This is a genomic window from Streptococcus sp. 263_SSPC (genome assembly GCF_001071995.1).
Lineage (GTDB): Bacteria > Bacillota > Bacilli > Lactobacillales > Aerococcaceae > Granulicatella.
Genome location: NZ_JVNU01000020.1, coordinates 34,351 through 43,646, shown reverse-complemented (window position 1 = coordinate 43,646; position 9,296 = coordinate 34,351). Strand labels below are relative to the sequence as shown.

The 9,296-nt window shown below is 43.1% G+C and carries 9 protein-coding genes, 2 tRNA genes and 2 rRNA genes; 12 read left to right on the top strand and 1 reads right to left on the bottom strand.

What is annotated here, in order from left to right:
• The 11 genes from ADH02_RS01850 to ADH02_RS01800 form a co-directional block, all read left to right on the top strand.
• A 23S ribosomal RNA gene (locus tag ADH02_RS01850) occupies window positions 1-498 on the top strand; the annotation flags it as partial.
• Window positions 499-577: 79 nt separating this feature from the next.
• Window positions 578-693 (top strand): 5S ribosomal RNA (gene rrf, locus ADH02_RS01845).
• 11 nt (window positions 694-704) lie between these two features.
• Window positions 705-778: transfer RNA gene (locus ADH02_RS01840), tRNA-Asn, on the top strand.
• 23 nt (window positions 779-801) lie between these two features.
• Window positions 802-874: transfer RNA gene (locus ADH02_RS01835), tRNA-Thr, on the top strand.
• 220 nt (window positions 875-1,094) lie between these two features.
• Window positions 1,095-1,829, top strand: a complete 735-nt coding sequence (locus ADH02_RS01830) for a metallophosphoesterase family protein (RefSeq protein ID WP_048712757.1) — start codon at window positions 1,095-1,097, stop codon at window positions 1,827-1,829.
• A 9-nt stretch (window positions 1,830-1,838) separates the two neighbouring features.
• Window positions 1,839-2,489: a CPBP family intramembrane glutamic endopeptidase gene (locus ADH02_RS01825; RefSeq protein WP_048782101.1), complete on the top strand. Its 651-nt coding sequence runs from the start codon at window positions 1,839-1,841 to the stop codon at window positions 2,487-2,489.
• An 18-nt stretch (window positions 2,490-2,507) separates the two neighbouring features.
• Window positions 2,508-3,632, top strand: coding sequence for a sensor histidine kinase (locus ADH02_RS01820; protein WP_048782099.1), 1,125 nt, complete (start codon window positions 2,508-2,510; stop codon window positions 3,630-3,632).
• Window positions 3,633-3,646: 14 nt separating this feature from the next.
• A complete protein-coding gene (locus tag ADH02_RS01815) occupies window positions 3,647-4,297 on the top strand; it encodes a response regulator (RefSeq protein WP_048782097.1) in 651 nt (216 codons plus the stop codon).
• 287 nt (window positions 4,298-4,584) lie between these two features.
• Complete coding sequence (locus ADH02_RS01810) at window positions 4,585-5,517, top strand: ABC transporter ATP-binding protein (protein WP_048782094.1); 933 nt, start codon at window positions 4,585-4,587, stop codon at window positions 5,515-5,517.
• A gap of 9 nt (window positions 5,518-5,526) precedes the next feature.
• Window positions 5,527-6,681, top strand: coding sequence for an ABC transporter permease (locus tag ADH02_RS01805; protein ID WP_048782092.1), 1,155 nt, complete (start codon window positions 5,527-5,529; stop codon window positions 6,679-6,681).
• Window positions 6,678-7,778, top strand: a complete 1,101-nt coding sequence (locus tag ADH02_RS01800) for an ABC transporter permease (protein ID WP_048782090.1) — start codon at window positions 6,678-6,680, stop codon at window positions 7,776-7,778. Before ADH02_RS01805 ends, ADH02_RS01800 begins: the two co-directional genes overlap by 4 nt.
• 350 nt (window positions 7,779-8,128) lie before the next feature.
• Here ADH02_RS01800 and ADH02_RS01795 read toward each other — a convergent pair whose 3' ends face one another.
• Window positions 8,129-8,848, bottom strand: coding sequence for a YebC/PmpR family DNA-binding transcriptional regulator (locus ADH02_RS01795; RefSeq protein ID WP_048782106.1), 720 nt, complete (start codon window positions 8,846-8,848; stop codon window positions 8,129-8,131).
• Between the two features lie 156 nt (window positions 8,849-9,004).
• On the opposite strand from ADH02_RS01795, the gene ADH02_RS01790 reads away from it, so the two are divergent.
• Window positions 9,005-9,283, top strand: a complete 279-nt coding sequence (locus ADH02_RS01790; protein WP_048782088.1) for a thioredoxin family protein — start codon at window positions 9,005-9,007, stop codon at window positions 9,281-9,283.
• Window positions 9,284-9,296 lie beyond the last annotated feature (13 nt).

Sequence of the window (9,296 nt, the reverse complement as noted above, 5' to 3'; positions counted from 1 at the left end):
CCGTATGGAAGGGCCATCGCTCAACGGATAAAAGCTACCCTGGGGATAACAGGCTTATCTCCCCCAAGAGTTCACATCGACGGGGAGGTTTGGCACCTCGATGTCGGCTCATCGCATCCTGGGGCTGAAGTCGGTCCCAAGGGTTGGGCTGTTCGCCCATTAAAGCGGTACGCGAGCTGGGTTCAGAACGTCGTGAGACAGTTCGGTCCCTATCCGTCGCGGGCGTTGGAAATTTGAGAGGAGCTGTCCTTAGTACGAGAGGACCGGGATGGACACACCGCTGGTGTACCAGTTGTTCTGCCAAGAGCATCGCTGGGTAGCTATGTGTGGACGGGATAAACGCTGAAAGCATCTAAGCGTGAAGCCCCCCTCGAGATGAGATTTCCCATCATTTTAAATGAGTAAGACCCCTGAGAGACGATCAGGTAGATAGGCTAGAAGTGGAAGTGCCGCGAGGCATGGAGCGGACTAGTACTAATCGGTCGAGGACTTAACCACGAGTTGTATAGCTGGTAGATTGATGGAGTTGGATATAGATTCAGTTTTGAAAGAACGAAAGTTTTTTCAGAAGATAAAGTGTGGTGACGATGGCAAGAAGGATACACCTGTTCCCATCTCGAACACAGAAGTTAAGCTTCTTAGCGCCGATAGTAGTTGGGGGTTTCTCCCTGCGAGGGTAGGACGTTGCCACGCTTTAATATTTTTCCGCCATAGCTCAGTTGGTAGTAGCGCATGACTGTTAATCATGATGTCGTAGGTTCGAGTCCTACTGGCGGAGTTCTTTTTTTTTACCCAAAAAACGCTGCTTTAGCTCAGTCGGTAGAGCGTCACCTTGGTAAGGTGGAGGTCGCCGGTTCAATCCCGGCAAGTAGCTTTGATTAAATAAATGAATGATGAAGCGAACTAGAAATGATGATGATTTCTAGTTCTTTTTTATGAACAAAAATCTGAATACGAAATGACTAGGAATATTAAGAATAGAGTTTTAGATTGAATCATAGTATTTGCAAATTTTTTCATGAGTCAAATCCACTTTCATATTGACGCGAAAGTTTGCTATAATAGACAGTAACAGAGCAATTGAGGTGTAGAAAATGAAAAAAACGTATTTTATTATTGGTGATATTCACGGTGAAGCAGACATGATGGAAGAAATGCTTCAAAACTGGGACGAAGAAACTCAGCAACTTGTCTTCATGGGAGACTTGATTGACCGTGGACCAGACAATAAACGTAGTGTCCTAACAGGGATGAAATATGCGAAAGAGAAAAATGCATGGTATTTGATGGGAAATCATGAAGTGATGTTCCTGGCATTTATCGACGATCCTGAAGGACGTTTTCCACACTACTTCAGAAACAATGGGGATACAACGATTAACGACTTACTCGGACGTCCACAAGGCACTCCAGTCAATCCGGTGGAAGATGCCGAAGCAATTAAAGCACAATATCCAGAACTCATCGCGTTTCTAAGAGAACGTCCACTCTTTATCGATGAAGGCGATTTGCTCTTAGCTCATGCTGGGGTGGATTTACGCTTAGACGACTGGCACGACACTGAGCCAAAAGACTTCTACTGGATTCGTGAGCCATTCCATAAAGGGGCCAACAACACTGGCAAGACGATTATCTTCGGTCACACACCTTTACGTGGCTTAAACGAAGATGGCGACTTTATGAAATTATGGCAACATGACGGCAAAATCGGTATCGATGGCGGAGCTGTTTTTGGCGGCGCGCTTCACGGTATCGTATGGCATGATGGCAAAATCGAAAAAATCTATAGCATTAAAAATACAAAACCAGTCCGTTTCACGGATGACTAGAGGTGTTCTATGAAGAAAAATGCGGTTCTATTATGGGTTGTTTACTTTTTAAACTTGATGGTTTTCCCGGCGTTCTTTATTCGTTATACGTCTTCGGGACCAAGTATTGATACAAATGCCTACCTAATCCTTCAACTGGTTTCAACAGTGATTGGGGTCGCATTGTTCCGCGAGAAGCTTGTAGAAGGGTTCAAAAACTTCATCAAGCGTCCGTTTATTCGAGATTTGGCAATTGGATACGCACTTCGTATCGGGTTAGCAATTGCGGTCGCTCAATTGATTGGAGATGTGACGTCGGATAACCAAGAACAAATCGAGAAAATGATGAGCACAAACAATGCAGTGACCATGTTTGTTCTAGTATGCGTTGTGGCGCCAATCTTGGAAGAATTGGTGTTTCGTGAAGCCATCATTGGTTCGTTTAAGAAATCGCTCAATATTCACGTACTAACGTTTATTTCAGCGTTTCTATTCGTACTACTTCACGCACTTTCAAAAGATGCTGTAGGTTTGATTGATTGGACAGCGGCGTTGATGTACGTTCCATTAACGATTCCGATTGTTGGGATGTATCGTTATTATAACGACAATGTTTTTGCATCTATCTCGATGCATTTTCTCAATAATTTTATCGCGTTTTTATTTTTATTAAATCAGTAATGACAAAGGGGTGAAATCATGAAAATCGATCAATGGGTACGATTCATTATTCGGTATGGTTTCATCCTTTTTGCGCTTTTTGAATGGTCGCAACTACCGAATATGAACGCAGGAGACATCGCCTTCTTCTTTGGATTTATCGCGCTTGTGCAAGTGGGCTATTATTCATTGAAATATCAGTGGTATATCCTGATTGAAGGCATCGCGGTCGTCCTCCTCTGTTTGTATTTCCATACCATTTTTACAGGACTGATTCTGCTTCTCTGCTTCGAGGTGAGTCTACGATTCTCCTTTAGAAATGCATTGATTTTACAGTTCATATTAGGGGCGGTCGTTATCGTGCCAGCCGTTCAACAAGGGAACAGCATTCAAGTTGTGATGACCTTGTTCTTCCTTTTATTCTTCTCTTATGGAAATCATATTTTGGAAGAGCGAAGAGCGCTGCAAGAAGAGTTGGAAAAAGCCGAGCAAAAACTTAGCGAGCAACGGTATGACTTGCAACAAGCCCAATATAAAATGGGGACGATGAAGGAAATCTTCACGCTGCAAGAGCGAAACCGAATTTCTCGTGAGATTCACGATTCTGTGGGACATAGTCTGTCCACGATTATTATTCAGCTAGGGGCGATTTCGCAACTGGCGAAGCAACAAAATTCACCGATTCAAGAAATGAGCGAGGGGCTTCGTGATTTTGCGGTCGAAGGATTGCAAGAAGTGCGTAAGATTGTTCATGACTTGAAACCAGAACAAATGGATAAGAAGCAGCTGGATATTGCGTTGGAAGAATTTTTCCACGAGGTACAAGTCAACAGCGGCATCGATATTCAATTTAGAAAAAATGAGCCAACCTTCACGCTTACAAGTGAGGCAGAGCTCAGTATCTTCCGTGGGGTTCAAGAGGCGATTACAAACGCCATGCGACATGGCCAAGCGACGCGTATTACTGTGTTACTGATGTATAATCCATCGCAATTAGTCGTAACGATTAAGGATAACGGAACGGGAGCGGTCGATTTAGTTCCAAAAGGCGGACTCAAATCCCTCCAAGAACGACTCCGTGCAGAAGGTGGATCGGTGACACTGGAGGCGTCAAATCCTGGCGTGACCGTGCAAATGATCCTACCGAATACAGAAAAACAATAGAAACGAGGAGAACCATGACAAACCCAATCAAACTTATTATTGCCGACGATGAAATGCTCATCCGTACGGGTTTAAAAATTATGCTTGAGGCGAGCGGTAATGTCGAAGTCCTCGCTTTAGCAGAGAGTGGACGTGCGGCCTTCGAAGCCTGCAAGGAGCACCAACCAGATGTGGTCTTGATGGACATTCGCATGCCAGAGAGTAACGGAATCGAAGGAACGAAGCTGATTAAAGAGGCCTTTCCAGAGGTGAAGGTGCTGATTGTGACGACCTTCCAAGATACCGAATATATTGTAGAAGCCGTGCAAAATGGTGCTTCGGGGTATTTATTAAAAGACAGTAGTCCAGAGGCGATTCTTGACGGAATTAAAGTCGCCATGTCTGGAAAAGTCGTGATGGATACGGTGATTTCAGAGGCGTTATTGACGAATACGACTGTTGAGAAGCCTGCAAGCTTTGATGCGGAAAAATGGGGGCTCACACCGCGTGAGGTGGAACTCATCCAACAAGTGGCGCAAGGCTTAAGCAATAAAGAAATCGCGCAAACGCTCTTCCTCTCAGAAGGAACCGTAAAAAATAATATTAGTACGATTCTATCTAAATTAGAATTGCGTGATCGCACTCAACTTGTGATTTTCGCGTACGAAAACAAACTCAAACAATAATTTAAGACTGCTCCGATTCTTTCAGACAAACCACCGTGGAGTATAGAATCTGAAAGAGTCGGGGCATTTTTTATAGAAAACATGACTTTAGTCACGGTATGTGATGACGTTTTGGACTATAGACTCCGATGGGTGTTTGCTATGATAAGGGTACAAACAAGTAGGAGGATAAACAAATGAACGAATCCAAGAAGACGCCTAAAGATTTAAAACAGGAAAAAATCGTCGCGATTGTTCTTTGTTTATTAATAGCAATCCTTTCATTTATTCGATAAAGAGGTGTACATATGATTGAAATTAAAGACGTAACCAAATCTTACGGACGACAAAAAGTCCTACAAAATGTTTCCTTTGAAATTATGGAAGGGGAACTATTCGGCTTGCTTGGTCCAAACGGGGCCGGGAAAAGTACATTGATTGATATTCTGACAGGGATTCAATCGATGGATAGCGGTGACATTTTCATTAATGGAAAGTCGATTAAAACCGATAAAGTAGAAATTCGAAAACACTTAGGCTTAGTGCCACAAGATATCGCGCTTCTTGAGGAATTGAACGCGGTCGACAACTTAGAATACTTCGGTGGACTTTACGGCTTAGCTGGAGCAGAGTTAAAGAGTCAAATCGAGAAGTTGCTGGAAGTGGCCGGACTAACCGACAAGAAGAAAGAAAAAGTGAAAAACTACTCTGGCGGGATGAAACGTCGCTTGAATATTGCTGTTGCGATGTTGCATAATCCTTCGATTTTGATTTTAGATGAACCAACTGTCGGGGTTGATGCGCAGTCGCGTCAACATATCTTCGACTATATTCAGTCTCTCGCTGAACAAGGCACGACAATTCTTTACACATCGCACTATATGGAGGAAATCGAAACCCTCTGTAAGCGTGTCTTCATTCTCGATTTAGGAGAAGAAGTGGCATATGGCACGAAAGAAGAAGTGAAAAAACTCGTGGGCCATACACAAACGGTGGCTCTCACATTGGACCGCGTGCCTGCTGGATTCGATGAAGTGTTGAAGAATAGCGAAAACGGCATTCAATTTGTAACAGTGGACGGACAAGACATAGCCCTCACGATCGACCAAACGATTTTCTCGATGATGAAATTGATTGAGCAAGTCGAACAGGCACAACTCGTGATTAAATCCGTCAACGTAAAAGAAACGACATTAGAAGAGGCGTTCTTACAATTAACAGGAAAAACGCTTCGTGATTAAGGAGGACTTATGAGATACATTCGTTATATTAAAGCCAATTTAATATCCTCTCTGAAGTCTTTTCCGGCGCTATTACTCATGGTCTTAATGCCATTTCTATTAACGCTATTTTTGGCGTTTACCACAAAGAGTGCCTTCAATCCGTCTGATTTAACGATTGAAACGAAGATTTATATCGATAATCAAGACAAAGGGGCTTACGGACAACAAATCGTTGCGTTATTTGAGCAACTCACTGAGGAAAAACAAATTGCGCTGACAAGTGTGAAAGACGATGCCAAAATCATTGCGACGATTCCAGCTGATTTTACAGAGTCGATTCAAACGCGTTCGCAAGCAACTCCGATTACCATCGAGAAATCAGGGCGAACATCGAGCACGTCGCTCGCGGTGTATGAATCGCTCTTGAAAACAATGACTTCGCAACTATTAGAAGCAAGTTCAGTGATGCATGAAGTCGCAGAAAGTAAAAATGCATCCATTACTCCTGAACAAGCTGCGGGAATGCTTGTATCCTTACAACAGGAAATCGCATCTAGAGCCTTCGAGACAGACCAAGTGGAAGCTGAATCCCAAGTGACTGCGAACCAACACTACGCAATTACAGGGCTTGGATTTCTATTCATCATGTTCCTTGAAACTGCGATGCGCTTTGGGGTACAACGAGAACTCAGCGGACTTCGCAAAAGATTGAACGTATTGCCATTTAGCATTTGCGAAAGAGACAGACTCGATTTAGCTGTGAACATGATTATGACGACGCTATTGTCATTTGTGTATATCGGCCTATGGAAAATCCTCGATCGAACGACTTTTGGAGGAAACATCGGTATCATCTTTATCCTCATCGTTTTCTATAGTCTAGTCTTTAATGTCCTTGGAAACTTACTCGGTAATTTTGTGACGGAGAAGAACATGCCAGCCTTCTCAACTGGAATTAACTTGGTTTACTTGTTCTTATCGGGTGTCATCCCGCTAGATCGTATTAGTTCAACCTTCAGTTTCCTAAGCGGAAATCCATTCCGCCAATTTATTTACACCCCATTTGTCGATGTGATGAATGGCGTGTCGATGAAAGGAATGGCTATGGTTGCCGCACCGATTATTTTAGTGTTAGGAGTAGCCTTTAACTGGTCATTGAAGAGAAAGGAGGCGCGTCAATGAATCTTGTAAAAATGACAATCTTTCATTTAAAACGATTATTGAAAATGCCACTGATTCTCTTTATGATGATTGGAATGCCAGTCCTTATCAATGGAATTATGCTTACCACGCAAGGAAGGGTGGATACGAAAGCGCCAAGTACGGTCGCAAAAACCGTTGCCTTTGTATTCAACGAGGGAAATGAAGAGTACGAAGAATTGATTGCGCCGTATATCCGAGAAGAGAATGTGTACTTCGATTTAGACAGCGCCAAAGACGCCTTGAAAAAAGGAGAAATGACCGTTATTTATGAAGTGCCTGCGAACTATTTACAGAAGGCGAAAGAAGGGCAAGTGCCAACGATTCGCATCTGGAATACGCAGCGCGGCACAAGAGACTTTCTACTTGATGCACAGTTGACGAAGGTGCTAAAAGAAGTCATGCTAAACGCGAAGCTGCAACAAACAGGCGTGTTGACGAAAGAAGAGACCTTGCCAGAGACTGACAATGAAATGGTCGTAACTATCAATGAAACGAAGACGAGTGTTGCGAGTGGGGTAGTCATGCTCATCTCTCTCCTTTATGTCATCATGAATGCGTCAGTGATTGCTTCGGACTGGATTAACTTCAAGAAGAGTCATGTGTTGAAACGCTCAGTCGTCTCTCCACGTTCGAATTTGGAGATTACACTTTCGTTCTTATTAGCGTACTTTATCTTTATGTTTATCGTCAATATGCTTATGATGGCAGCGATGTTCTTTACAGGACTCGTACCAGAAATGAACTGGGGAGTGTTTACAGGACTATTAGCCGCGACGATTATTTACAGTCTCTGCCTAAACTTATTCTTCTTCAGAATTTTCAAATCACCAGGACATGCGACGACGTTTGGAGTGCTGTTTGTTATGGTGATGGCGGGGATTGGAATGCCAGCAGCGTTTGGGGATTTTGGAGGAAGCTGGCTCAGACTTGTGGCGTATATTAGCCCAATCTACTGGTTGTACAAGTCGATTGACCTTCAAACGCTCTTCCCATCAGTCTGGGTTATCCTTGCGATGGCAGGGGTCTACCTCACTGCAGGAAGCTACCGACTTGAGCAGTATGTGCAAAATAAATAGGACGGACAAAAAACAGGACACTACAAGCTCCTATGGATATCTTCATAGTAGTGACAATAGCTGCACCGGATTGAGCCTTACGTCTCAATTCCTTTCAAGCTTCAAACTGCCGCTAGGAAATAAATTCCCAAGCAGCAGTAATTCACATTGAATTCACTCGCTATTGTTCCTACTATAGAATCCATGGAGCTTTTCGTGTCCTGTTTTGTCCTTTTTGCTGAAAAGTTAATGGGGTGCTTCCTGGGTGAGGTGCCCGCGAGATAAGAAGCTGATGAGAAGGGCGTTCTCAGGTTGAAAGGGGACAAAAAAAGCAAAATGTAACATATAAGTACATTTTGCTTTTTGACGTATTAGTCTTCTAAGTTTACGTTGTGGTACACTTTTTGAACGTCTTCGTTGTCTTCTAGAGCGTTAATCATGCGTTCGAATAAACGTAAGTCGTCGCCTTCAAGTGTTACTTCTGATTGAGGAATCATTTCGATTTCGCTCACTGTGAATTCAGTGATTCCTAAATCTTCTAATGCTTTACGAACAGTATGGAAGTCGTTTGGTTCAGCGTAAACAATCGCTTGGTCGTCTTCTTGAACAACGTCACGAACGTCAACGTCTGCTTCCATTAATTGTTCTAATAATTCGTCAGCATCTTTGTTTGCGATACCGAAGATTGCTGTGTGGTCAAATAAGTAAGTTACAGAACCTGGAGCACCCATGTTACCGCCGTTTTTGCTGTAAGCGGCACGTACGTCAGCTGCTGTACGGTTTACGTTATTTGTTAAGGCATCTACGATAATCATAGAGCCGTTTGGTCCGAAACCTTCGTAACGGAGTTCTTGGTAGTCGCCATCGCCGCCACCTTTAGCTTTTTCAATCGCACGTTCGATGATATGACGTGGTACATTATAAGTTTTAGCACGGTCAATAACGAATTTTAATTTTTGGTTTGAATGAGGATCTGGTTCCCCTTGTTTTGCAGCTACATAGATTTCAATCCCGAATTTAGCGTAGATTTTACTATTGTTAGCATCTAATTTTGTTTTCTTTTCGACAATATTTGCCCATTTACGTCCCATTGTTTCACTCACTTTCTGATTTTCATCTGGACTTAACTCTTCCATTATACACAATCAAGACGCGGTTTGTTAAGTGTTTTCTACTAAAAAAGGGCCTATGAGCAAAGTTTGCAAGAATTCTTGGGCTATCGGGTATGATAGGAGTGAGGTGAGAAAATGGAAACTGTAAAAATCATCTATATTTCGACTCCGACATGCGGCGTGTGCCATGTGATTCGTCCGCAAGTCATGGAAATCGCAGGAGACTACGGCATTACCGTAGAAGAAATCGACGCCACTCTTCATCCAGAAGTGGCTAGCCGCTATGAAGTATTAACCGTGCCCGCCATTCTCTTGATGGTTGGAGACAAAGAATTCGCGCGCCAAGCACGATTTATCGACCTGATGGAACTCGAAAAGCGTATTGTTCAAGCAAAGGCGTATGTAGAAAATTAAAAAATCCAATATT

Excerpts from the sequence above, each read along its gene's own strand:
- ADH02_RS01830 (WP_048712757.1), top strand. The coding sequence starts at position 1,095 with ATGAAAAAAACGTATTTTATTATTGGTGATATTCACGGTGAAGCAGAC.
- ADH02_RS01825 (WP_048782101.1), top strand. The coding sequence starts at position 1,839 with ATGAAGAAAAATGCGGTTCTATTATGGGTTGTTTACTTTTTAAACTTG.
- ADH02_RS01820 (WP_048782099.1), top strand. The coding sequence starts at position 2,508 with ATGAAAATCGATCAATGGGTACGATTCATTATTCGGTATGGTTTCATC.
- ADH02_RS01815 (WP_048782097.1), top strand. The coding sequence starts at position 3,647 with ATGACAAACCCAATCAAACTTATTATTGCCGACGATGAAATGCTCATC.
- ADH02_RS01810 (WP_048782094.1), top strand. The coding sequence starts at position 4,585 with ATGATTGAAATTAAAGACGTAACCAAATCTTACGGACGACAAAAAGTC.
- ADH02_RS01805 (WP_048782092.1), top strand. The coding sequence starts at position 5,527 with ATGAGATACATTCGTTATATTAAAGCCAATTTAATATCCTCTCTGAAG.
- ADH02_RS01800 (WP_048782090.1), top strand. The coding sequence starts at position 6,678 with ATGAATCTTGTAAAAATGACAATCTTTCATTTAAAACGATTATTGAAA.
- ADH02_RS01795 (WP_048782106.1), bottom strand. The coding sequence starts at position 8,848 with ATGGGACGTAAATGGGCAAATATTGTCGAAAAGAAAACAAAATTAGAT.
- ADH02_RS01790 (WP_048782088.1), top strand. The coding sequence starts at position 9,005 with ATGGAAACTGTAAAAATCATCTATATTTCGACTCCGACATGCGGCGTG.